The sequence below is a fragment of the Streptomyces silvisoli genome (assembly GCF_029269905.1).
GTDB lineage: Bacteria > Actinomycetota > Actinomycetes > Streptomycetales > Streptomycetaceae > Streptantibioticus_A > Streptantibioticus_A silvisoli_A.
The window spans coordinates 93,584-115,127 of record NZ_JARJBC010000027.1 but is presented as its reverse complement, the minus strand read 5'-3'; the positions used below and the strand labels follow the sequence as shown (position 1 = coordinate 115,127).

General features: G+C 71.4%; 23 protein-coding genes. 9 read left to right on the top strand and 14 right to left on the bottom strand.

All coding sequences use genetic code 11. The annotated features are described in order from the left end of the window. A partial coding sequence (locus P3G67_RS31200) for a hypothetical protein (protein ID WP_276096487.1) occupies nucleotides 1-351 on the top strand: 351 nt, incomplete at its 5' end. Between the two features lie 142 nt (nucleotides 352-493). Here the strand turns inward: P3G67_RS31200 and tyrS are convergent. Both tyrS and P3G67_RS31190 read right to left on the bottom strand, forming a co-directional pair. Further along, entirely contained in the window at nucleotides 494-1,759 is a 1,266-nt protein-coding gene (tyrS, locus tag P3G67_RS31195) for a tyrosine--tRNA ligase (RefSeq protein WP_276096486.1), read from the bottom strand. Nucleotides 1,760-1,870: 111 nt separating this feature from the next. Further along, on the bottom strand, nucleotides 1,871-2,518 hold the full coding sequence (locus P3G67_RS31190) for a DNA-3-methyladenine glycosylase (RefSeq protein ID WP_276096485.1): 648 nt from the start codon (nucleotides 2,516-2,518) through the stop codon (nucleotides 1,871-1,873). Between the two features lie 99 nt (nucleotides 2,519-2,617). On the opposite strand from P3G67_RS31190, the gene P3G67_RS31185 reads away from it, so the two are divergent. Together P3G67_RS31185 and P3G67_RS31180 are read left to right on the top strand one after the other, a co-directional pair. Continuing rightward, nucleotides 2,618-3,157 carry a YbhB/YbcL family Raf kinase inhibitor-like protein gene (locus P3G67_RS31185; RefSeq protein WP_276096484.1) on the top strand — a complete coding sequence of 180 codons (540 nt, stop codon included), beginning with the start codon at nucleotides 2,618-2,620 and terminating at the stop codon, nucleotides 3,155-3,157. A gap of 372 nt (nucleotides 3,158-3,529) precedes the next feature. Beyond that, nucleotides 3,530-4,033: an HNH endonuclease gene (locus tag P3G67_RS31180; RefSeq protein ID WP_276096483.1), complete on the top strand. Its 504-nt coding sequence runs from the start codon at nucleotides 3,530-3,532 to the stop codon at nucleotides 4,031-4,033. Between the two features lie 17 nt (nucleotides 4,034-4,050). On the opposite strand, the gene P3G67_RS31175 is transcribed toward P3G67_RS31180, so the two are convergent. From P3G67_RS31175 to P3G67_RS31165, 3 genes are all read right to left on the bottom strand, one after another. Continuing rightward, nucleotides 4,051-5,004 (bottom strand): SPFH domain-containing protein, encoded by a 954-nt coding sequence (locus tag P3G67_RS31175; protein WP_269854551.1) that lies wholly within the window; start codon nucleotides 5,002-5,004, stop codon nucleotides 4,051-4,053. Nucleotides 5,005-5,119: 115 nt separating this feature from the next. Then, nucleotides 5,120-5,542 (bottom strand): NfeD family protein, encoded by a 423-nt coding sequence (locus tag P3G67_RS31170; RefSeq protein WP_276096482.1) that lies wholly within the window; start codon nucleotides 5,540-5,542, stop codon nucleotides 5,120-5,122. A 69-nt stretch (nucleotides 5,543-5,611) separates the two neighbouring features. Continuing rightward, nucleotides 5,612-6,403, bottom strand: a complete 792-nt coding sequence (locus P3G67_RS31165) for an ABC transporter ATP-binding protein (RefSeq protein WP_269854549.1) — start codon at nucleotides 6,401-6,403, stop codon at nucleotides 5,612-5,614. A gap of 107 nt (nucleotides 6,404-6,510) precedes the next feature. Between P3G67_RS31165 and P3G67_RS31160 the strand changes: the two genes are divergently transcribed. Next, nucleotides 6,511-7,317, top strand: coding sequence for a hypothetical protein (locus P3G67_RS31160; protein ID WP_276096481.1), 807 nt, complete (start codon nucleotides 6,511-6,513; stop codon nucleotides 7,315-7,317). Between the two features lie 247 nt (nucleotides 7,318-7,564). Here P3G67_RS31160 and P3G67_RS31155 read toward each other — a convergent pair whose 3' ends face one another. From P3G67_RS31155 to P3G67_RS31140, 4 genes are all read right to left on the bottom strand, one after another. Continuing rightward, nucleotides 7,565-7,828: a chaplin gene (locus P3G67_RS31155; RefSeq protein ID WP_276096480.1), complete on the bottom strand. Its 264-nt coding sequence runs from the start codon at nucleotides 7,826-7,828 to the stop codon at nucleotides 7,565-7,567. A gap of 220 nt (nucleotides 7,829-8,048) precedes the next feature. Then, a complete protein-coding gene (locus P3G67_RS31150; protein WP_269854546.1) occupies nucleotides 8,049-8,291 on the bottom strand; it encodes a chaplin in 243 nt (80 codons plus the stop codon). A gap of 141 nt (nucleotides 8,292-8,432) precedes the next feature. Next, nucleotides 8,433-9,101, bottom strand: coding sequence for a response regulator (locus tag P3G67_RS31145; protein WP_276096479.1), 669 nt, complete (start codon nucleotides 9,099-9,101; stop codon nucleotides 8,433-8,435). Then, nucleotides 9,094-10,242 (bottom strand): GAF domain-containing sensor histidine kinase, encoded by a 1,149-nt coding sequence (locus tag P3G67_RS31140; protein WP_276096478.1) that lies wholly within the window; start codon nucleotides 10,240-10,242, stop codon nucleotides 9,094-9,096. The genes P3G67_RS31145 and P3G67_RS31140 overlap by 8 nt, the downstream gene beginning before the upstream one ends. Before the next feature lie 188 nt (nucleotides 10,243-10,430). On the opposite strand from P3G67_RS31140, the gene P3G67_RS31135 reads away from it, so the two are divergent. Beyond that, nucleotides 10,431-11,129 (top strand): SDR family NAD(P)-dependent oxidoreductase, encoded by a 699-nt coding sequence (locus tag P3G67_RS31135; protein ID WP_276096477.1) that lies wholly within the window; start codon nucleotides 10,431-10,433, stop codon nucleotides 11,127-11,129. Further along, a complete protein-coding gene (locus tag P3G67_RS31130) occupies nucleotides 11,126-12,163 on the top strand; it encodes an S-adenosylmethionine:tRNA ribosyltransferase-isomerase (protein WP_276096476.1) in 1,038 nt (345 codons plus the stop codon). The genes P3G67_RS31135 and P3G67_RS31130 overlap by 4 nt, the downstream gene beginning before the upstream one ends. Nucleotides 12,164-12,223: 60 nt before the next feature. Here the strand turns inward: P3G67_RS31130 and P3G67_RS31125 are convergent, their stop codons facing one another. Next, nucleotides 12,224-14,797: an FHA domain-containing protein gene (locus tag P3G67_RS31125; protein ID WP_276096475.1), complete on the bottom strand. Its 2,574-nt coding sequence runs from the start codon at nucleotides 14,795-14,797 to the stop codon at nucleotides 12,224-12,226. 231 nt (nucleotides 14,798-15,028) lie between these two features. On the opposite strand from P3G67_RS31125, the gene P3G67_RS31120 reads away from it, so the two are divergent. Continuing rightward, nucleotides 15,029-16,402 carry a streptophobe family protein gene (locus P3G67_RS31120; RefSeq protein WP_276096474.1) on the top strand — a complete coding sequence of 458 codons (1,374 nt, stop codon included), beginning with the start codon at nucleotides 15,029-15,031 and terminating at the stop codon, nucleotides 16,400-16,402. Nucleotides 16,403-16,876: 474 nt separating this feature from the next. Continuing rightward, nucleotides 16,877-18,145 carry a phosphoserine phosphatase SerB gene (gene serB / locus P3G67_RS31115; protein WP_276096473.1) on the top strand — a complete coding sequence of 423 codons (1,269 nt, stop codon included), beginning with the start codon at nucleotides 16,877-16,879 and terminating at the stop codon, nucleotides 18,143-18,145. A 139-nt stretch (nucleotides 18,146-18,284) separates the two neighbouring features. Here the strand turns inward: serB and P3G67_RS31110 are convergent, their stop codons facing one another. The 4 genes from P3G67_RS31110 to P3G67_RS31095 form a co-directional block, all read right to left on the bottom strand. After that, a complete protein-coding gene (locus P3G67_RS31110; protein WP_276096472.1) occupies nucleotides 18,285-18,803 on the bottom strand; it encodes a SixA phosphatase family protein in 519 nt (172 codons plus the stop codon). 50 nt (nucleotides 18,804-18,853) lie between these two features. Continuing rightward, nucleotides 18,854-19,081 (bottom strand): hypothetical protein, encoded by a 228-nt coding sequence (locus P3G67_RS31105; RefSeq protein WP_276096471.1) that lies wholly within the window; start codon nucleotides 19,079-19,081, stop codon nucleotides 18,854-18,856. A 195-nt stretch (nucleotides 19,082-19,276) separates the two neighbouring features. Next, a complete protein-coding gene (locus tag P3G67_RS31100) occupies nucleotides 19,277-19,399 on the bottom strand; it encodes an SGM_5486 family transporter-associated protein (protein ID WP_269854536.1) in 123 nt (40 codons plus the stop codon). Nucleotides 19,400-19,456: 57 nt separating this feature from the next. Further along, on the bottom strand, nucleotides 19,457-20,734 hold the full coding sequence (locus P3G67_RS31095) for a CynX/NimT family MFS transporter (protein ID WP_276096470.1): 1,278 nt from the start codon (nucleotides 20,732-20,734) through the stop codon (nucleotides 19,457-19,459). A gap of 81 nt (nucleotides 20,735-20,815) precedes the next feature. On the opposite strand from P3G67_RS31095, the gene P3G67_RS31090 reads away from it, so the two are divergent. After that, nucleotides 20,816-21,508, top strand: a complete 693-nt coding sequence (locus tag P3G67_RS31090; protein ID WP_276096469.1) for a FadR/GntR family transcriptional regulator — start codon at nucleotides 20,816-20,818, stop codon at nucleotides 21,506-21,508. The last annotated feature ends 36 nt before the right edge of the window (nucleotides 21,509-21,544 follow it).

The window sequence follows — 21,544 nt, the reverse complement described above, 5'->3', positions numbered from 1 at the left end:
TCGCTGTGTTATTTCTTCAAAGGAACCTCGTCCGAGATGGACGGGGTATCAACATATCTGGCGTTGACTTTTGGCACGCTGTTGAGTTCTCAAGGAACGGAAGCTTCCTTCGAGACCGTCTCACCGGCCCCTCCGGGCTTTCCCTTCGGTTTCTCCAGCTTATCAGATCTTTTCGGACCCGATTCCCGCTGGCGGGATTCACCTTCTGGCTTTCGCTTTCCGGCTTTTCCAACCGTACCAGATTCGATTTCCGTTTCCGGTCCTCGTTTCCGGGCCTGTTGGCGGCCACTACTTTACCGCGATTCTCGACAAGGGAATTACACCCTGTTCGGGGTCGCGATGAGTCGGTAGTGGCTGGCTGCCTTCTCAAGGGGCCCCGGCGGTCTGAGTGACCACGCCGTTCGGCTCTCCTTATCCAGCGGCTCGGGCTACGTTAGGCGTTGGGCGGGCCGGAGTCAAGTCTCCAGCCCGCCCAAACTCCAACTTTCGGCCGTCAGGCCCCGCTGACCTCGATCGCGGCCAGGTTCTTCTTGCCGCGACGCAGCACCAGCCACCGCCCGTGCAGCAGGTCATCCGCCGACGGAACCGTGTCCTCCGCCTCAACCTTCACGTTGTTCACGTAGGCACCGCCCTCCTTGATGGTGCGCCGGGCCGCGGACTTGCTGGGGACGAGCCCCACCTCCGCCAGCAGGTCGACCACCGGAGCCAGGGCGGGCACCTTCGCGTACGGCAGCTCCGCCAGGGCGGCGGCCAGCGTCCGCTCGTCGAGGTCGACCAGTTCGCCCTGGCCGAAGAGGGCCTTGGACGCCGCGATGACGGCGGCCGTCTGCCGTTCGCCGTGTACCAGGGTGGTCAGTTCCTCGGCCAGCGCCCGCTGCGCGGTACGTGCCTGCGGGCGCTCCACGGTCAGGCGCTCCAGCTCCTCGATCTCCTCGCGCGACTTGAAGCTGAAGATGCGCAGGAACTGCGGGACGTCCCGGTCGTCGGCGTTGAGCCAGAACTGGTAGAAGGCGTACGGCGTGGTCATCTCGGGGTCGAGCCAGACCGTGCCGCTCTCCGTCTTGCCGAACTTGGTGCCGTCCGCCTTGGTGATCAGCGGGGTGGCGATGGCATGGACGTTGGCGCCCTCGACCCGGTGGATCAGGTCGATGCCGGAGGTGAGGTTGCCCCACTGGTCGCTGCCGCCGGTCTGGACGGTGCAGCCGTACCGCCGGTACAGCTCCAGGAAGTCCATGCCCTGGAGGATCTGGTAGCTGAACTCGGTGTAGCTGATGCCGGCGTCGGAGTTGAGCCGCCGGGCGACGGCCTCCTTGGCGATCATCTTGTTGACTCGGAAGTGCTTGCCCACGTCACGCAGGAACTCGATGGCCGACATCCCGGACGTCCAGTCCAGGTTGTTCACCATGATCGCGGCGTTCGGTCCCTCGAAGGAGAGGAACGGCTCGATCTGGGCGCGTAGCCGCTGTACCCACCCCGCGACGACCTCGGGGTCGTTGAGCGTGCGCTCGGCCGTGGGCTTGGGGTCGCCGATCAGACCCGTGGCTCCGCCGACCAGGCCCAGCGGGCGGTGGCCCGCCTGCTGGAGGCGCCGGATGGTGAGGATCTGCACCAGGTTGCCCAGGTGGAGGCTGGGAGCCGTCGGGTCGAAGCCGCAATAGACCGTGACCGGGCCGTCCGCGAACGCCTTGCGCAGTGCGTCCTCGTCGGTGGAAACGGCGATCAGCCCTCGCCACCGCAGCTCGTCGACGATGTCGGTCACGGTCGTGTGTCTCCCTGTGTCTGTTGCTTCGACGTGTGTCCGTCCGGCCACATGTCGTTTGTCTGTGCCGCCTCCGCAGCGTGAACGAGCCTACGCGGTTCCGGCAAGCGGTTATGAACGGCGCTTGCGCGGGGTGTGCGGCCGGTAGGGGCTGACGGTGGGGTCCGCGTCGGTCCAGAAGCGCCAGGGGTGGGCTGCGCCGTCGCCGCCGACGCCGGTGCGCGGGCCGTTGCGGATGGTGTCCGGGGCGGGTGGGGTGCCGGTCAGTATCCGGAACGGGGAGCCGTCCGGATCCTCGGAGCAGGCGTCGCTGCCGTCGAGCGCCCGGTCCACGTCAAGTGCGGTGGCCAGTCGTGCCGGGCCCTGGGCGAGGTCGGTGTCGCGGCGTGATGTGCGGCGGTGCTTGCGGGCGAGGTCGGCGCCCGCGGTGATCTGCCCGGCGCGCAGCAGTACGGCGCTGGCGGTGCCCTCCGGACCGCAGACCAGGTTCATGCAGTGCCACATGCCGTACGTGAAGTACACGTACACATGGCCGGGCGGGCCGAACATGACGGCGTTGCGGTCGGTGCGGCCCCGGTAGGCGTGCGAGCCGGGATCGGCGGGGCCCGCGTAGGCCTCGACCTCGGTGAGGCGCAGCTCGATCGGGCCGTCCGGAGTGTTCCGCACCAGTACTCGACCGAGTAGGTCCGGTGCGACGTCGAGTACCGGCCGGTCGAAGAACGAGCGGTCGAGCGGGGTCCGGTCGGTGGCGGCGATCATGTCGTACGAGCCTAGCGGTAGGCGAGCCCGGCACGGGCGGCGGTCGGCGAAGCCCTAGGGTGGCCGACGAAGGATCAGCTGCGATCAGGAGGTATCCAGGTGACCGAGCAGAAGAGGCGGCCACTCCCCCATGACTTCCACCCGGCGGTGCCGTCGTTCACGGTGGTGAGCGACGATGTGCGGCCTGGCGAGCGGCTCGGTGACGCGCAGGTCTACGCGAAGGGGAACACCTCGCCGCACCTGCGGTGGGAGGGCTTCCCGGCGGAGACCAGGAGTTTCGCCGTGACCTGCTACGACCCGGACGCGCCGACCGGCAGCGGCTTCTGGCACTGGGTGGTCTTCGACATTCCGGCGACGGTGACGGAACTGCCCGCCGGTGCGGGCTCCGGGAAGTTCGAGGGGCTGCCCGCCGGTGCGGTGCGGGTGCGGAACGACTACGGGACGCGGGACTTCGGGGGCGCGGCGCCGCCGCCCGGTGACGGTCCGCACCGGTATGTCTTCACGGTGTACGCGGTCGACACCGAGAAGCTCGGGCCGGACGCCGACGCCACCCCGGCGGTGGTCGGTTTCAATTTGCGCTTCCACACCATCGCCCGCGGGCAGTTGATCGGTGAGTACGAGGAGCCTGCGGCGGGCTGACCTTCGGCGCGCCGGAAATTCCGTTGCGCCGTGGCGAGTTGGGCCGCACAGTGGTGTGTGCCAGGTGATCTGGTCTTGGTCACCGGGCGGTTGGCACCGCAGTGGCGGGGGCGGCGGGTTTTCGTCCGCCGTCTGCCGGAGCCGGGTCCGCATGGCGTGATCCGGTGCCCGCGCTGGCTGCCGTTGCTCCGGGCGCCCTTGTTTTCCACGGGGGGAGGGCGTCCGGAGCTTTTTACTTCCCGTGTCGTCGGCACGACATTCCGTCGAATCCTTGGTGAACTGAGCAAATTACCTTGTTCGGCAGGGGATGCTCCGGCCACAGTGGTGCCACCTCGCCATAGGGGCGGGGAAGGGCCCCGGAAGGTGGGCGGGATGCGCGAGACGCTGGTACTGAACGCGAGCTTCGAACCGCTGTCGACGGTGTCGCTGCGGCGTGCTGTGGTGCTGGTGATGCAGGGCAAGGCCGTGGTCGAGCAGGCGCATCCCGGGCTGCGGATCCGTGCGGCGGAGGTGGATGTTCCGGTGCCGCGGGTGATCAGGCTCTGCCGCTATGTGCGGGTTCCGTTTCGACAACGGGCGCCGTGGTCGCGGCGCGGGGTACTGGTACGGGACCGGCACCGGTGTGCGTACTGCGGACGCCGGGCGACCACGGTGGACCATGTCGTGCCGCGTTCGCACGGCGGGCGGGACACCTGGCTCAACACGGTGGCGGCCTGCGCGGCGGACAATCACCGCAAGGCGGACCGTACGCCGGAGCAGGCCGGGATGCGGCTGCTGGCCCAGCCGTTCGAGCCGACCCCGGCGGACGCGCTGCTGCTCGCGCTCGGGCTGCGGGGCGACACCGACCTGCCGGACTGGCTCGCCGTTCCGGCCTGACGGCGCTCGCCACGTGGTCACTCCTTGTCGAGACGGGGGGTCTCCCGCCGGGGGCTCGCCGACCCGTTGTTGCCGCCCGGGTTGCCGCCGCCGGTGGGCGGGGCGAAGTTGCCGAGGGCGCCGCCGAGGCCCTTGAGGGCGTCGCCGATCTCGCTGGGCACGATCCAGAGCTTGTTGGCGTCGCCCTCGGCGATCTTCGGCAGCATCTGCAGGTACTGGTAGGCGAGCAGCTTCTGGTCGGGGTCGCCCGCGTGGATGGACTCGAAGACGGTGCGGATCGCCTGGGCCTCACCCTCGGCGCGCAGCGCGGCGGCACGGGCGTCACCTTCGGCGCGCAGCACGGCGGAGGCCTTCTCACCTTCGGCGGTGAGGATCTGGGACTGCCGGATGCCTTCCGCGGTGAGGATCGCGGCGCGCTTGTCACGGTCGGCGCGCATCTGCTTCTCCATCGAGTCCTGGATGGAGGTGGGCGGTTCGATGGCCTTGAGTTCGACGCGGTTGACGCGGATGCCCCACTTGCCCGTCGCCTCGTCGAGCACACCGCGCAGTGCCGCGTTGATCTCCTCGCGGGAGGTCAGGGTGCGTTCCAGGTCCATGCCGCCGATGATGTTCCGCAGCGTGGTGACGGTGAGTTGCTCGATCGCCTGGATGTAACTGGCGACCTCGTAGGTCGCGGCGCGGGCGTCGGTCACCTGGTAGTAGATGACGGTGTCGATGTTGACCACCAGGTTGTCCTGGGTGATCACGGGCTGCGGCGGGAACGGCACGACCTGTTCGCGAAGGTCGATTCGGTTGCGGATCGTGTCGATGAATGGCACAACGATGTTCAGACCGGCGCTGAGGGTGCGGGTGTACCGGCCGAAGCGCTCGACGATGGCGGCGCTCGCCTGCGGGATGACCTGGACCGTCTTGATGAGTGCGATGAAGACGAGCACCACCAGGATGACCAGGACGATGATGATGGGGGTCACGACCACTCTCCGTACCACGCGCCGCTGTCCGATGGTTGTGATCAAGTCTGTCAGACCTCGGCCGCGGAAGCTGCGGGACCGGCGAATTCCCGTAATTCCGCGGGCGGTCAGCCGTTCACAGGACGACCGCGGTCGCTCCGTCGATTTCGATGACGTCGACTTTCTGTCCGGCTTCGAAGACCTGATCGGCGTCGTATGACCGAGCGGACCAGATTTCGCCACCGAGTTTGATCCGGCCGGTGTCGCCGTCGACTCTCTCCAGGACCACCGCCTGGCGGCCCTTCAGCGCCTCAACTCCGGTGCGCAGCGCGGGACCCGTGGTGCGGTGGCGGTTGGCGATGGGGCGTACCACCGAGACGAGCGCGACGGAGACGACGGCGAAGACCACGACCTGGAGCATGAGGGGGCCGCCGAGGGCAGCGGTGATCGCCGCGGCGACAGCACCGGCCGCGATCATGCCGAACTCCGGCAGCGCGGTGATCACCAACGGGATGCCCAACGCGGCCGCGGCGACCAGCCACCACACCCAAGTGTCCACCCCGCCATGGTAGGCCGCGCGGTCAAGCCCGGAACAGGGAGCGCCCGCTGGGCGCCCGGGGGTTGAGGGTCAGGTCAGCGGCAGGCCGTGCGCGGTCCAGCGGTCGGCGCGGCGCTCCACGATCAGCGGCAGGCCGAAGCAGTGCGACAGATTGCGGGAGTTGAGCTCCAACTCGATCGGACCCGCGGCGACCACCCTGCCCTGACGGATCATCAGGACGTGGGTGAAGCCAGGGGCGATCTCCTCGACGTGGTGGGTGACCATGATCATCGAGGGCGCGATCGGGTCGCGGGCGAGCCGCCCGAGACGGCGCACGAGGTCCTCACGGCCGCCGAGGTCAAGACCGGCGGCGGGCTCGTCCAGCAGGAGCAGTTCGGGGTCGGTCATGATCGCGCGGGAGATCAGGGTGCGCTTGCGCTCGCCCTCGGAGAGGGTGCCGAACTTGCGGTCGGCGTACTCGGCCATGCCGAGCCGGTCGAGGATCAGCCGGGCGCGGTCCTCGTCGGACCGGTCGTAGCTCTCCCGCCAGTGCGCGGTCATGCCGTACGCGGCGGTGAGCACGGTCTCCAGGACGGTCTGGCGGCGCGGCATCTTGTCGGCCATCGCGGCGCCCGCGACACCGATCCTGGGGCGCAGGTCGAACACGTCGACGCTGCCGAGCTTCTCGCCGAGGATCACGGCGTCGCCCTTGGTGGGGAACAGATAGCTGGAGGCGATATTGAGCAGGGTGGTCTTGCCCGCGCCGTTGGGGCCGAGGATCACCCAGCGCTCCCCTTCGGCGACCGACCAGGAGATCTGGTCCACCAGAGCCCGTCCGTCGCGGACCACGGATACGTCCACCAGCTCCAGTACATCGCTCATGAGCGCGTTGTCTCCCCTATTGCCTGTTGCGATCTCGTCGTCGAGGGTGCAGCCCCGAAGGAAAACCTACGCCACGTGTCGGGCGGTCCTGTCCCTAGGCTGGGTGGATGCTTCAGGAACCTCGCTCAGGACGTATGACGGCATGGGGAAATGCCCTAATTGGTGGTTTTGCCGCTCCCGATGACGCGGCGGAGGAGATCGTCGGCGGTGATTCCGTGCACCGGCTCCTCGATCTGCCCGGCGAGGACGGTCCGGTCGGGCTGACCCTCGGGCTCGGGCGGCTGCGTGCGCTGGGGGTGTCGGGCTTCCGGCTCGCGTTGCCGGTGCCGGGGCATCCGCTGGGACTGAGCGGGCCGGCCGAGTTCAACGCCCGGGCCCTGGCGGCGGGCGAGGCGGTGATCGCCGTCGGCGCGGCGGCGCTCGGGCTGGTGCCCGAGGTCACAGAGGCGGGGCCGCGAGACGACCGGCATGTGGAGGTGCTCTGGCACTGTCTGGAGGTACGGGACGCGCCGCCCGCCGATGTGCCCTCGCTGGGCGAGGCGGAGCGGGAGCTGGCGGAGGCGCTGCGGGACGCGACGGCGGCGCTGACCCAGCTGGACGTGGCGGGCGCGGGCCCGGCCGCGCAGGCGGCGCTGGACGCCTACCGCGCGCGGGTGGAACGGGGCAGGGAGGTGCTGGCGCCCGGATATCCGCCACGGGCGGCGCGGGTACTCGAACTGGCCCAGCGGGTGGGGGCGTTGACGTCCATCGCGCAGAACGCCCAGGCCGGTCCCGAGCACGGTACGGCGGTGAGTGCCTCGCAGATGGCGGCTCGCGCGGAGTTGCTGCGGCCGGTGGAACGCACCGCCCGCAGGGCGCAGGTGGCCGCGTACAACGCGTATGTGGAGGAGGCGGAACGCCGCCGGGCGGAGTAGCCCCGGGCGCGGGACCGGTTCCCTGGGCGGGCGCTGCGCGGGGGCGGGAGGCGGCCGGGGCGGGGCCTGGCCGGGGGACCGCCGGGCCACCCCGTCGCGGTTGCCCGCCGTCGCGGCGAGAGGAGTTCTCCGTCCCACGCCTCCGCGGGCCAAGCCGCAGCACGCGAGCGGGAGGGGCCGGACGGCCCCCGGCGCCGAGCGGAAACGCGGCCGGCCCCGCGCTGGCGCGGGGCCGGAGGGGGTGGGGTCAGCTGCAGACGCCGGTGTTCCCGAAGGCCGGGTTGAGGATGCCGATGACGTCCACCGTGTTGCCGACCAGGTTGATCGGGACGTTGATCGGGACCTGGATTGCGTTCCCCGAGATCAGGCCCGGCGACAGGACCGTCTTGGCCGCCGCGACGCTGCTGCAGGAGGTGGCGTGCTGGTCGTGCGCGGACGCGGTCGTGGCGGACGCGCCCGCGGCGACACCGGCCGCCGCGATGACGAGGGCAGCCTTCTTGGCAGTGTGCATGGAAAATGCTCCTCTTGTCGTTCCGTGGCCGCTGCTGCGGAGCCACACCGGACCAAACGCCTCTACAGCCCCGATGACACGCGTTCCACCTCTGATACCACCAGACGGCGCAAAGTGGACAGCGGTGCCGAACGCACGAAACGGCCCCGGAGGTGGATGCCCTCCGGGGCCGCTGACCAGGAACGGACTCGCGGACGCGGTCAGTACTTCCGTTCGATGGTTACTCGTTCACCGAGTGGTTGTCGAAGGCCGAGTTGCCGATGCCGACCACGTTGATGGTGTCGCCGTTGACGTTCACCGGCACCTTCACCGGCACCTGGACCAGGTTGCCCGAGAGAACACCCGGCGACTTCACGGCCTCACCATGGGCCTGGGGGCAGCAGGCGGAAGCGGCGCCAGCGCCGACGAGGGCGATACCACCGGCGAGGGCGGACACGGCCGCGGCCTTCTTCAGGTTAAACACTTCTACGTTCCTCCTAGCGTGGTGCGCCCGCGCGGTCGCGGCGGGCACGCCATGGAGAACGGCCGACGAAACCATCGGTTGCGCCATCCGGGCGACATACACCCGACGGTATGAATCTCAGCCCGGTTGGCTGCGAACCCGTCAGGTTCCTATCCCGTGCCGCACCGCCCACAGCGCGGCCTGGGTGCGGTCGGCGAGGTCCAGCTTCATCAGGATGTTGGAGACGTGGGTCTTGACGGTCTTCTCGGAGAGCACCAGCGCGCGGGCGATCTCGCGGTTGGACCGTCCGTCGGCTATCAGGCCGAGCACCTCGCGTTCCCGGTCGGTGAGCGAACTCCCCCGCCCCTGGGCGCCGTTGGATCCCTCGCGGGCCAGCAGCGCGTCGGCCACCTCCGGTTGCAGCAGCACATGCCCGGCGTGCACCGAGCGGATCGCGTCGGCCAGCGCGTCGGGGGCGACGTCCTTGTACACGTACCCGGCGGCGCCGGCACGCAGCGCGGGCACCACCGTGCGCTGCTCGGTGAAGCTGGTGACCACCAACGCCCGTGCCCCGTTGTCCAGTTCACGGAGCTTGCGCAGCGCCGCGATGCCGTCGGTGCCGGGCATCCTGACGTCCATGAGGATCACGTCGGGCCGCAATTCCTCGGCGCGAAGGACCCCTTCGTCCCCGTCGGACGCCTCACCGACCACCTCGATGTCGTCCTGGACCTCAAGGAACGTCCGCAGGCCCCGGCGCACCACCTGGTGGTCGTCGACCAGCAGCACCCTGATGACGCCGCCCCCGGTCCGGGGCTCGCTCGGTTCAGCCACCGGGCACCTCCATCTCGACGACGGTCCCCCTGCCGGGAGCCGAGTCCACGGTCAGCCTGCCGCCCGCTCCCGCCGCGCGGTCCCGCATCGAGACCAGGCCCAGGTGGCGGCCGGCCCTGCGCACCGCGGTCGGCTCGAAGCCACGGCCGTCGTCGCGCACCCGCAGCACCGCGCCCCCGCCCCGGCCTTCGAGCAGCACGTCGACGGTGTGGGCGTCGGCGTGCCGCAGCGCGTTGTGCAGCGCCTCCTGGGCGACCCGTAGCAGCGCCTCCTCCTGGGCCGAGGGCAGGGCGCGTACGGCGTGGGCGGTGAAGGCGACCCGGGCGGTGTGCGCCCGGTTGAGCACCTGGACCTGGGTGCGCAGGGCGGCCACCAGGCCGTCCTCGTCGAGCGCGGCGGGGCGCAACTCGACCACGACGGCGCGCAGTTCGTCGGCGGCCTCGGCGGCGAGCCGGGCGACCTCCTTCAACTCGCCCTTGGCGCGGTCCGGATCGCGGTCCACCAGGGCGGCGGCGGCCTGGGCGGTGAGCCGCAGCGAGAACAGCTTCTGGGAGACGGCGTCGTGCAGTTCGTGGGCGATCCTGGCCCGCTCCCCCGCGATGGTCAGCTCGCGGCTTCGCTCGTACAGCCGGGCGTTGGTGAGCGCGATGGCGGCGTGCGCGGCGAGGGTGCGCAGCAGTGCCTCGTCGTCGTCGGTGAAGGCGCAGCCCTTGTGCGGGTCGGGGCACTCCTCGTTGGCCAGGAACAGGGCGCCGAGAACCCCGTCCCCGTCCATGATCGGTACTCCGAGGAAGTCGGCCAGTTCGGGGTGGGCGCCGGGCCAGCCGCCGAAGCGGGGGTCGGTGCGTACGTCCGCGAGGCGCTGCGGGGCGGCCTCCTGGAGCATGGCGGCGAGGATGCCGTGCTGGCGGGGCAGCGGGCCGATCCGCTTCCACTGCTCGTCGCTGACGCCGTCGACCACGAACTGCGCGAAACCGCCGTGGTCGTCGGAGACGCCCAGCGCCGCGTACCTGGCGCCGACGAGTTCACGGGCGGACGTGACGATGGTCTGGAGGACGTCCCGCATCTCACGGTGGCGGCTGATCGCCAGCACCGCGGCGCTCACCGCGTCGATCTCGTCGCGTGCGGACCCCTTGGACATGTGTTCACCGTACCGGCGGCCACTGACAGCGGCATCGGACCGGCGGCGGGCGGGGGCTGGTCCCCGGGGCGTAGGCCGAAGTGCCCTGGTGGGGTGCGGCGGGCGGCCGAGGCGGCCGGGGTCCGCCGGTGCCTAGCGTGGCGACGTCGCCGGGCGTCGGGTCCGGCGCCGACCGGAGGGAGCCGGGCATGCCTGTCGCGATCATCACTGGTGCGTCGAAGGGGCTCGGGAGGGCACTTGCGGCGGCGTTGGCCGGGCGGGGCTGGGACCTGGTGCTGGACGCGCGGTCGGCCGCCGGGTTGCGCGCCGCGGCCGGTCAACTGCTGGGGCCGGGGCGGGTGGTGGCGGTGCCCGGCGATGTGACGGATCCCGGCCACCGCCGCGAACTGGCCTCGGCGGCAAGGGAGTTGGGCGGCCTCGACCTGCTGGTGAACAACGCCAGCGCACTGGGCGCGGAGCCGCTGGTCCGATTGGCCGACCTGCCGTTGACGGGTTTGGCCGAGGCCCTGGAGACGAACGTGGTGGCGCCGCTGGCCCTGACGCAGGTCCTGCTGCCGCTGCTGCGCGCCTTTGGGGGCGCGGTGCTCAACGTCAGCTCGGACGCCGCCGTGGAGGCGTATGGGACCTGGGGCGGTTACGGGGCGAGCAAGGCCGCGTTGGACCAGCTCTCGGCGGTGCTCGCGGTGGAGGAGCCAGGGCTTCGCGTGTGGTCGGTGGATCCGGGCGACATGCGCACCGACCTGTACGCCAGGGCGGTCCCGGACGATCCGGACGAGGCGGACCGCCCCGCGCCGGAATCCGTGGTTCCGGCGTTGTTGCGGCTGCTGGACGAGCGGCCGGACAGCGGCCGCTACACGGCCGCGGCGCTGCTGGCGGTGCGACGGTGAGGGGGGTACGGGCGGTACGGGTGCCGCCCGAGCTGTCCGCCCGGGTACCGCCGCGGCGCCGGGACGGGGTGCGGATGGTCGTGGGCCGCGGGTCCTCGGGGGCGGTGGAGCACGCCGCGTTCCGCGATCTGCCGTCGCTGCTGCGGGCCGGGGACGTGCTGGTGGTCAACACCTCGCGGACGCTGCCCGCCGCTGTGGACGCCGTGCACCGCGGGGAGCGGCTCGTGGTGCACTTCTCGACCCGGCTGGACGACGGCCGCTGGGCGGTGGAGCCGCGCACCCCGGACGGGCGGGGCACCACCGGGCCGCGGCTGGACGGGCCGCCGGACGCGGTGCTGGAACTGGCCGGGGGCGGACGGCTGGTGCTGGAGGAGCCGTTGGGACCGCGGCCCGCCCGACTGTGGATCGCCTCGGTGTCGATGGCCGACCCGGTGGCGTACCTGTACCGGTTCGGGCGGCCGATCCGGTACGGGTACACCGAGCGGGACCAGCCGCTGTCCGCGTACCAGACGGTGTTCGGCGTGCCGTCGGCCGATGGTCTGGGCTCGGCGGAGATGCCGAGCGCCGCCCGACCGTTCACCCCGTCCCTGGTGACCGCGCTGGTGAGCCGGGGCGTGCAGATCGCCCCGCTGCTGCTGCACACCGGGGTGGCCTCTGCCGAGGCGCACGAACCGCCGTACCCCGAGCGGTTCGCCGTGCCGGAGACCACGGCACGGCTGGTGAACGCGGCGAGAGCGGGCGGCGGCAGGGCGGTCGCGGTGGGCACCACGGCGGTGCGGGCGCTGGAGTCGGCCGGGGACGGGCGGGGCCGGGTGCGGGCGGCGGCCGGGTGGACGGATCTGGTGGTGACCCCGGAGCGCGGGGTGGGCGTCGTGGACGGCCTGCTGACCGGGCTGCACGAGCCGGAGGCCTCCCATCTGCTGATGCTGGAGGCGGTGGCCGGTGCCGAACTGCTGGACCGGGTCTACCAGGAGGCGGTGCGGTACCGCTATCGGTGGCACGAGTTCGGCGACGTCAACCTGCTGCTGCCGTAGGGCGCGGAAACGCGACGGCGGCGGCACCCCCTGCGCGGGTGCCGCCGCCGTGCGTACCGGTCACTTCTCGCGCATGACCTCGGGCTCGTGGCGGCGCAGCAGCCGTGCGACCGCGAGGCCGCAGGCCACGCCGAGCAGCAGCAGGACCGCCATGTCGAGCGACCAGGCGGCCGCGGTGTGCTTCCACAGCGCGTCCACGCTGCCCGCGTGGTCCGGCGGAACGGGCGGGTCCCACGGCATGAGGTTGTTCAGGTCGGCGGTGGCGGCCAGCCCCGCCAGCGCCCAGCGGGACGGCATCAGCCAGGCGACCTGCTCCACGCCGGGCTTGTTGAACAACTGGAACAGGATGCCGGTGAAGACCACCTGGACGATGGCGAACATCACCAGCAGGGGCATGGTCTTCTCGGCGGTCTTGACCAGCGAGGAGATGACCAGGCCGATCATCATCGAGGTGAAGCCGATGCCGATGACCATCAGGGTCATCTCGACCGCGGGCGCGTCGTGGAAGATCACGCCCTCGGTGGGCATGGCGCGCGGTGCGAAGCCGATCCCGCAGATGATCACGCCCTGGATGGCGGTGATCACGCCGAGCACGATGACCTTGGACATCAGGTAGGCGGAACGGGACAGGCCGACGGCCCGTTCGCGTTCGTAGATCACCCGTTCCTTGATCAGTTCTCGTACCGAGTTGGCCGCGCCGGAGAAGCACATGCCGACGGTGAGGATCATCAGGATCGTGCCCGCGTCCTTGTTCCAGGCGAAGCCGCCCTTCACCGGCCCGGGTCCCAGGCCGTACTTCGCGGGGATGACCACGCTCACCACGCCCAGCACCGCGGGCAGCACGACCATCAGGCCCATGAAGCCCCGGTCGGAGGCGATCACCGACACATAGCGCAGGATCAGGGTGCCCAGCTGCGAGCCCCAACTCTGCGGCTTCTGCGGCCTGCTCTGCTGCGGTGCGACGGGCGCGGCCTGCTGCGGAGCGGCGGCGTCGAGGTCGGCCGCGTACATCTGGTAGTGCTGCGAACCGCGCCAGCGGCCCGACCAGTCGTAGTCGCGGTAGTTCTCGAAGGCCTGGAAGACGTCCGCCCAGCTCTCGTAGCCGAAGAAGTTCAGCGCCTCGTCCGGCGGGCCGAAGTACGCCACCGAGCCACCCGGCGCCATCACCAACAGCCGGTCGCACAGCGCGAGTTCGGCCACCGAGTGGGTGACCACCAGCACCGTGCGCCCGTCGTCGGCGAGGCCGCGGAGCAGCTGCATCACATCGCGGTCCATGCCCGGGTCGAGGCCCGAGGTGGGCTCGTCGAGGAAGATCAGCGAGGGCTTGGTGAGCAGTTCGAGGGCGACCGAGACGCGCTTGCGCTGACCGCCGGAGAGCGAGGTGATGCGCTTGTCCGCGTGGATGTCCAGCTTGAGTTCGCGCAGCACCTCCTCGATCCGGGCGTTGCGCTCCTCGGCCGCGGTGTCACCGGGGAAGCGCAGCTTGGCGGCGTAGCGCAGCGCCCGGCGGACCGTCAGCTCCTTGTGCAGGATGTCGTCCTGCGGCACCAGGCCGATGCGCTGGCGCAGCTCGGCGAACTGCTTGTACAGGTTCCGGTTGTCGTAGAGCACCTCGCCCTGGTCCGCCGGACGGTAGCCGGTGAGGGCACGCAGCAGCGTGGACTTGCCGGATCCGGACGGGCCGATGACGCCGACCAGCGACTTCTCCGGGACGCCGAAGGAGACGTCCTTCAGGATCGTCTTGGTGGTGCCGCCCTGCGGGACCTGGACCGTCAGCCGGCGCGCGGAGAACGAGACGGCGCCGGTGTCGACGAACTCCTCAAGCCGGTCGCCGACCAGGCGGAACGTGGAGTGGCCGACGCCGACGATGTCGTTCGGGCCGATCAGATGCCGCTGCACCGGCTGGCCGTTGACGTACGTGCCGTTGTGGCTGCCGAGGTCGACGATCTCCATGCGCCCGTCGGGGTGGGCGCGGAACTCCGCGTGGTGGCGGGAGACCTGGAGGTCGGAGACGACCAACTCGTTGTCCAGGGCACGGCCGATCCGCATCACCCGGCCCACCGCGAGGTGGTGGAAGGTCGTCGGGCTGCGGTCGCCGTGCGGCTGCGCGGCGGGCCGCTGCTCCTGCTGCGGCGGTACGTGTGCCTGCGGCGGCTGCGCGTGCTGCGCCTGGGCGCCCCAGGCCGCCTGCTGCTGCGGGAACTGCCGCTGTGCGGACGGCTGGTCGGCCCAGCCGCCGGGCGCGTGCTGCTGCGGGGCGGCCGCCTGGTGCGCCACGGGCGCGGCCTGCGCGGGCGCCTGATGGGCGGCGGACGCGGCCTGCGCGGGGGCGGCCACCGGCTGTGCGGCGGTGAAGGCCAGCCGGGGGCCGTCGGTGGCGTTGCCCAGGTGGACCGTGGCGCCGGGACCGATCTCCATCTGCTGGATGCGCTGCCCCCGCACATAGGTGCCGTTGGTGCTGCCGAGGTCCTCCACGACCCAACTGCGCCCGCCCCAGCGGATGGTGGCGTGCCGCCAGGAGACGCGGGCGTCGTCGAGCGCCACATCACCCTGTGGGTCACGACCCAATGTATATGACCTGGACGCGTCAAGCGTCCAGGTTTGTCCGTTCAGTTCCAGTACGAGTTCCGGCACTCCATGCCCCACAAGGTTGTCCCCCGAGTGATCCCCCACGCCGGGGAAGTCTAGGGATGTCGAACATCGGGAGGAACTATTTCAGGCTCTGCTACGTAACCGAAAGTCGCCCTCACCGAACCATCGCGACACCGCCGAATTGACTCCACCGATACGGCCTCGGAGAGTGGAAAGCGCCTACGGATCGCCACAGTCTGGACGATCCGGGCAACTCTCCGACCGGGGGTCGCGATGACCAGCGGCGACACTGACGGTTACCAGGCGAGAGACGGCCACGACACCGCCCCCGCCACCCAGCGCGCGGTGCCCTGGGGCAATGTGCTGCTCACCGCGTTCTCGGCGGTGGGGTGGTCGTATTCGGCCATGGCAGCGGTCGCGGCACTGGGCCTGCACCTGCTCGGCGCGGACGCCCAGGGGTCGCTGGGACCGATGACCGCTGCCGTGGTCACCATGGCGGTGGGCGGCAAGGTCAGCCCGTCCGGCGATGTGACGGTCTTCGGGATCAGCGGCGCGGCGGCGCGCGGCACCATCGACATCATTCCGCTCGGTGTCGGCCTGGTCGGGGCACTGCTGCTGGCGTGGGTGGTCCTACGGTCGCTGCGGCAGGCCAGGGGGCCGGTCGGCGCACCGGAGGTGGCCGCTCGCACCGGCACGGTGGCGGCGCTGTTCTTCCTCGTACTGGGCGGGCTGGCCTGGGCCGGGCACTCCACGATCTCGATCAACGGTGCCGTGCTGGGCAACGGCAACGGCGGTACCGGGGGAATACTCGGCACGCTGCCCGGCATCGGAGACCTCGGCAACCTCGGCGGCGGCCTGCTGAACGGTCTCGGTCACCTGGTCAAGGACAAGACGTCGGTCGGCTTCCGGGCCGACATCGGCGCCTCGATGACCGGTGGGCTGATCTGGGTGCTGGCGGTGCTGGCCATCGCACTGCTGGCCTCCCGGGCCGTCCCGCTGCCGCCCGGCTGGGCGGCGGTACGGCCCGCCGTGTGGGCAGTGTGCGTGATGCTGCTGGCGGCGGTGGTAGCCGGGCTGGCCACCGCGGTGTACTCGGCCATCACCGACGGCCACCCCGGGCGGGTGGTCGGCAGCGCACTGCTCGGGGCGCCCAACGGGGTGTGGCTCGGAGCGACGCTGGGGCTGTTCGTGCCCTGGTACGGCAACGCGTCCGGACCGCTGTCGGTACTGCTGCCGCATCCACTGGAGGTGGTGCTGGGTACGGGGGGCGGCGAACGCTCGATCACGGTGGCCCGGCTGGCCCAGGTCGACGGGCGGATGTGGCTGCTGCCGGTGGCGGCAGCGGTCATGATGCTGGCCGCGGGGGTGCTGACGGCGTCCCGCACCCCGTCGGTGGACGGTTCCCGGTGGCGCTACGTCGGGGGGTGCGCGGGGCGGCTGGCGCTGGTGGGGGCGGGTGCGGTGCCGTTGGTGGCCTGGCTGACCGCCTTCAACGTCAACGCGGACCTTTCCGTCTTCGGCTTCGACGCGGTGGGCTCCGCGCTCACACTGCATCCGTCCCTCGCGCTCGCGGCCCTTCTGGGCGCGGCATGGGGTGCGGTGGCCGGCGCCGCAGGCGCGCTGGCGCTCCGCTGGGTCCGCCGCTGAGCTTCGGGCTCAGCCGTTGTGCGCCAGGGGGCACGGTGGGTTTGCCCTACGGGGTTCCCCACCCCGCCCGATCGCCCTTCAGCCTTTGGGGTTGCCGTTGCGCGCTACGGGTGGTTTGCGGCCACCCGCCCGCCCTCTTCGCGAGGCACCGCAGGAGGGCCGGGCCGGGGGTCCCCGCAGCGGCACCGCGAAGCACCCGCGGCCGACAACGCGGGGTGAGGAGACACTCCGGCGCACCCCCGACCCGTAACGAACCGCGTGCGACGGCAGGCAAAGCCGCACGGCAAACGGGTGGGCGCGAATCCCCAGCCCACGCACACGCAGCGCGGCCGCGAACCGAGCCCCGCCCCGGCCGTGCAACGGCACCGCGAGGGCCGAGGGCGACAGGCGGGCGGGCATACCCCCGCCACCCGAAACGCACCGCCAACCCCAAACGCGAGCCCCCACGGCCCCTCCGGATACGGTGGTCACACCATGGATGACTCGCAGCCCAAACCTGCCCCCGCCGCTCCGGTCACCTCCGCCGCGAGCGCGGCGGCCGCGCACGAGACCGGTCCGACTCTCCTGGTCAAGATCTTCGGCAAGGACCGCCCCGGCATCACCGCTGGCCTCTTCGACACCCTCGCCGCCTTCGGCGTGGACGTCATCGACATCGAGCAGGTCGTCACCCGAGGCCGCATAGTGCTCTGCGCCCTGGTCACCGCGCCCACCGGCGGCCCCGCCACGGAGGGCGACCTCCGCGCCACCGTGCACAGTTGGGCCGAATCGATCAAGATGCAGGCCGAAATCATCTCGGGCACCGGCGACAACCGCCCCCGCGCGGCGGGCCGTTCCCATGTGACCGTGCTCGGCCATCCGCTCACCGCCGAGTCGGCGGCCGCCATAGCGGCCAGGATCACCGAGGTCGGCGGCAACATCGACCGTATCTTCCGGCTCGCCAAGTACCCGGTGACGGCAGTGGAGTTGATGGTCTCCGGCGCCCCCACAGAGGAACTGCGCACCGCGCTCGCCATTGAGGCGGCACACCGCGGTGTGGACGTGGCCGTGGTCGCCTCCGGCCTGCACCGCAGGGCGCAGCGGCTGGTCGTGATGGACGTGGACTCCACCGTCATCCAGGACGAGGTGATCGAACTCTTCGCCGCGCACGCGGGCTGTGAGGAGCAGGTCGCAGAGGTGACGGCGGCCGCGATGCGCGGCGAGCTCGACTTCACCGAGTCGCTGCACGCCCGGGTGGCGCTGCTTGAGGGCCTGGACGCCTCGGTGGTGGACAAGGTCCGGGCCGAGGTACGGCTGACCCCGGGCGCCCGCACCCTCATCCGTACCCTCAAGCTCCTCGGCTACCAGGTCGGCATCGTCTCCGGTGGCTTCACCCAGGTCACCGACGACCTCAAGGAGCGGCTCGGCCTGGACTTCGCCGCCGCCAACACGCTGGAGATCGTGGACGGGAAGCTCACCGGCCGGGTGACCGGCGAGGTGGTGGACCGGGCGGGCAAGGCCCGACTGCTGCGCCGCTTCGCGACGGAGGCCGGGGTGCCGCTCGCCCAGACGGTGGCGGTCGGCGATGGCGCCAATGACCTGGACATGCTGAACGCGGCAGGTCTCGGGGTCGCCTTCAACGCCAAGCCGGTGGTCCGACAGGCCGCGGACACGGCGGTCAACGTGCCGTTCCTCGACACCGTGCTGTACCTGCTCGGCATCACCCGCGAGGAGATCGAGGCCGCCGAACTGCACATCGAGTCGTAACCCCGGCCCCGCGACCCCGCCTCCGCGCCCGGGGACTCGTAACCCACCAGTGCCGGAGGGCGCACATCGCGTCCCGCCCGGGCTCGCCGAGCCCGGAACTCCCCGTCCCAGGCTCACGGAGCCTGGGACGACCGCTTTCTCAGGGCCGCGGAGCCCAGAACTCCACCAGGCGTCCGACCCCGTGCTCCACGGACTTCCATGATCCGGTGAACGTCAGCACGGCGATCGCCGAGGTCGGGAAGCCGCTTCTGGCCATCCGTGTCAGCGCGTCGCCCTCCACTGTGCCCGCGAGGGCGTCGGCGAGCGCGTGCATCCCGGGGTTGTGGCCGACCAGCATCAGATCGGCGGCCTCTTCGGGGGTTTCGTTGATCACCGCGATGAGTTCGCCGAGGCTGGCCTCGTAGAGCCGCTCCTCGTAGACGGTCTTGGGGCGTTGCGGCAGTTCGTGCGCGACCAGCTTCCAGGTCTCGCGGGTACGGACCGCCGGTGAGCAGAGGGTGAGATCGGGCATGATGCGCGTTCCGGCAAGCCACACTCCGGCGGCGGGCGCCTCCTTGCGTCCGCGTTCGGCGAGCGGCCGGTCCCGGTCGGGCACGTCCGGCCAGTCGGCCTTGGCGTGCCGGAGGAGAATGATCCTTCGGGGCGTTGCGTCGCTCATGCCCTTCAGCTTCGCAGAAATCTCGGCGGCGGGCGCGGGAGTACGTACGGTCAGAGCAGGTGGGACAGCAGACGCGGCAGCAGTTCGGTGAGCCGGCCGAGCAGCTCGTCCAGGGGCTGTGCGGGCACTGGTGCGGCCGCGTGCGCCGGGTCGGCGACCAGGGCCAGCAGCCCGGCGAAGGCGACGGCGGGCAGCGCCACCGCCCACCAGGGCAGTCTGGTCGGCACCCGGCTGGCGCGCGGTCGCGCTGACCTCGGCTGGGTACGGATGGCCGCCATGGAAACCGCCTCCCGGATCGCGTGGCTTCGTCGGTCGCTGTACACCGCGCGCTCCGCTCGGTGTACTGACGACGCTACGCAGCCGCGGCAGGCCAACCCATCCGGCACTCCACCCAGTTGACCCTGACCCTGACCCCCTAGGGGAGGTGGGGACAACCCCACCCCCGACCCTGACCGGGCAGGCCAGGGCGTCGGTCAGCCGTAGTGGGCGGCGAAGGAGGCGATCACGGCGACTACGGCGGGGACACCGAGCATGAGGCCGAAGACCAGCAGGAGCTTCTTCTGCGGCTTCGGTGGGTTGGGTTCGAGCACTGGCATGCGGCCCAGTGTCGCACCACTTCCTGACGGTCCCGCACACGGGTCCCGGCAGGGGTGTCATCCCTCCGCCCGGGCCTCGTCCTCTATGTGGCGGCTGCGCCCGGCGAACAGTCCCGCGATGATCTGCGGCACCATGAGCCCGGCCATCAGCGCGATCGGCAGACCCCAACCGCCGGACCGCTGGTAGAGCGTGCCGACCAGGATGGGCCCGGGTATGGAGAGCAGATAGCCGGCGCTCTGCGCGAAGGCGGACAGCCGGACCACACCGGGGCCGCTGCGCGACCGCATGCCGATCATGGTGAGCGCGAGCGGGAACGCGCAGTTCGCCACGCCGAGCATCAGTGCCCACGCCAGCGGCGCCGCCCCCGGGGCGAGCCACAGTCCCGCGTACCCCGCGAGACCGAACGCGGCCAGGACCACCACCAGGCCCCCCTGGTGCCGCATCCGCCCGGCGACCGCGGGCAGCACGAAGGACAGCGGCACGCCCATGACCATGGTGACCGCCAGCAGCACGCCCGCGGTGCTCGCCGAGACCCCGGCGTCACGGAAGATCTGCGGCAGCCACCCCATGGTGATGTACGCGCCTGTGGCCTGCAGCCCGAAGTAGCAGGCGAGCGCCCAGGCGGTGGGGCTACGGGTGATACGTATCCCCTGGTTCTCCGGCGCGGGGGCGGCGGAGGCCGACGCGCCGCTCGACCGGTCGCGTATCAGCCCGAGCCAGGGGAGGGCGGCGATCGCGGCGAACGCCGCCCACACGCCCAGGCCGAGCCGCCAACTGCCGCCCAGCGCATGGGCGATGGGGACGGTGGCCGCCGCGGCTATCGCGGTGCCGAGGGCGAGCGCCATGGAGTACAGACCGGTCATCTGGCCGACGCGGTCCGGGAAGTACTGCTTGACGATGACCGGCATCAGCACGTTGCTGACCGCTATGCCGGCCAGCCCGAGGGCACTGGCGGCGAGGAACACCGGCGTCCCTCCGGCGAGCGGCCGCAGCCCCAGCCCCGCGGCGATGGCGGCCATTCCGGCGCACACCACCGCGCCCGGCCCGAAGCGGCGAGCCAGCCGCGGCGCGGCGACGCCGAAGACCGCGAAGCACAGGGCGGGCACCGAGGTGAGCAGTCCGGCGACGGTGCCGCTCATGTGCAGGCCGTCGCGGACCTCCTCCAGCAGGGCGCCGAGGCTGGTGATCGCGGGTCGCAGGTTGAGCGCGGCGGCGATCATGCCGATGACCACGAGCCGACGCGTCCAGGCGGACAGGGGCCGGTCGGCCGCCGGTCCCGTGGCGGTCGCCACGGCTGCCTGGCGTTCTTGGATGAGGGTCTCGTCATCGCGCATACCCTCATCATAGAATCATAGGATGATTGCCTGTCCAGTTGTTTGCCAGACTCCGTGTTCGCGAGTCCCACGAGGAGAGTCATGCCGCTGACCGCGCCCCGGCGTTCCGCCCTGGTCGACCTGGTGATCGCCCAGCTGCGGACCCAGATCACCTCCGGCGAGTGGCCGGTCGGCTCCCGCATCCCCACCGAGCCCGAGCTGGTCGAGCAGCTCGGGGTCGCCCGCAACACCGTGCGCGAGGCGGTGCGCGCGCTGGCGCACAACGGGCTGCTGGACATCCGGCAGGGCTCGGGCACGTATGTGCTGGCCACCAGTGAACTGGCCGGGGTGATGCAGCGCCGGTTCGCCGACACCGACCGGGGCCAGCTCGCCGAGGTCCGCGGTGTGCTGGAGGCGGCGGCGGCCCGGCTCGCCGCCGCGCGCCGTACCGAGCGCGACCTGTCGCAGTTGGACAAGGCGCTGGACCGCCGGGAGCGGGCGTGGGAGTCCGGCGACGCCGAGGCGTTCGTGGACGCGGACACCGCGCTGCACCTGGCGGTGGTGGCCTCGGCGCACAACGAGGTGCTCGCCGAGATGTACGCCGACCTCGGTGAGGTGTTGCGCGACCTGATCAGGGCCGACGTCGGTGAGGAGCTGCGGCCGGAGAACTACGCGGAGCACGGCGCCCTCGTGGAGGCGATCCGCGCCGGGGACGGCGAGCGGGCGGCGGCCCAGGCGGGCGCCTACCCCCTGGGCTGCCGCCCGCGAGGACACAGCCACGGCGCCGACTCCTGACCGGCGGCCCACACCTCGCGTACGCCCTCGCGGGCC